The organism is Anaerotalea alkaliphila (assembly GCF_010179735.1).
GTDB lineage: Bacteria > Bacillota > Clostridia > Lachnospirales > Vallitaleaceae > Anaerotalea > Anaerotalea alkaliphila.
In genome coordinates this window covers 1-1,281 of record NZ_JAAEEH010000091.1, presented here as the reverse complement: position 1 = coordinate 1,281, position 1,281 = coordinate 1, and the positions used below count along the sequence as shown (strand labels likewise).

The following is a 1,281-nucleotide window of genomic DNA, read 5'->3' as shown; positions in this document are numbered from 1 at the left end:
CTATATCAGTAACTGATATAGGGCTTTTTTCTTTGTAATAAATTTCATGAAACACTTGACAAATCACTCAAAAAATGTGGCGAAGCCCCTTGAATATAACTTATTTCAAGGAGGATATCGCATGGAAAAGACTTTTCAAGAAAGCGAAAACTGGACTTTGAAACCTAATGAAGTTCTCGCTGGGAATGTCTGGCAAATCAATGAATAAGGAGATTCTGGACTTCTTTAACTTCTCAACTGACAGCCCGAGCAACGCTGCATACAACCAACAGCGTTCAAAAGTATTGCCAGAAGCCTTTGAATATCTGTTTCATGAATTTACTTCTAAGCTTCATGCAAATCGACATTTCCATGGCTATCGGCTTATTGCCTGTGATGGAAGCAATCTATCGATAGCTTCAAATTCCTTTGATTTTGAAACACGTGCAAAACCCGATCAATACAATGCAGAAGTTAACAGACTTCACCTTAATGCTTTTTACGATCTTATGAATCGCATATATGTGGATGCGTTGATACAAAATTGGGCGGATTGCAATGAATTCCTTGCATGTGCGCAAATGATTGATCGTTCTTCATTAAAGGGCAAAGTATTGCTGATTGCAGACCGGGGATATGAAAACTATAATATTTTTGCTCATGCAGATGAAAAGAACTGGAAATACCTTATTAGAGTCAAAGACATCAACAGCAATGGTATTGCATCTGGCTTAGACTTACCAAAACAGGGGAGCTTTGATAAACACATGTCTGTTACGCTTTGCCGTAGGAAAAATAAAGATGCAAAAGTCGAGGATGTAAATATATGCCTACATGTCAAGGCTTTGACTTTATACCTATAGGTAGTGACAAAGAATATACCCTCGACTTTCGGATCCTTCGCTTTCCAATTGCCGAAAATACTTACGAAGTAATCATCACAAATCTTGGATCATTTGAATTTTCATCAGAAAAAATCAAAGAACTTTACCATATGAGGTGGGGAATAGAGACATCCTTTAGAGAACTCAAATATGCTGTTGGTATGACAAATTTTCATTCCAGAAAGGTTGAATATATCAAACAAGAAGTATTTGCAAGAATGACTATGTATAACTATTGCGAGATGATCATCACTCAAGTTGTCATCCGGCAATCAAGGAAAAATAAAATATATCAGGTGAATTTCACCTTAGCCATCTTCATTTGCCGTGAATACATAAGCAATAATAGAAAGTTGAAACCACCTGATATAGAGCAGCTACTCCAAAGAAATATTCTACCGGTTAGACCTGGACGTCA

2 protein-coding genes are annotated in these 1,281 nt (G+C 36.9%); both read left to right on the top strand.

All coding sequences use genetic code 11. The annotated features are described in order from the left end of the window. Positions 1–200: 200 nt before the first annotated feature. Positions 201–842: a transposase gene (locus GXN74_RS14250; protein WP_162371598.1), complete on the top strand. Its 642-nt coding sequence runs from the start codon at positions 201–203 to the stop codon at positions 840–842. After that, a partial coding sequence (locus tag GXN74_RS14245) for a transposase (protein WP_162371597.1) occupies positions 806–1,281 on the top strand: 476 nt, incomplete at its 3' end. The genes GXN74_RS14250 and GXN74_RS14245, both read left to right, overlap by 37 nt.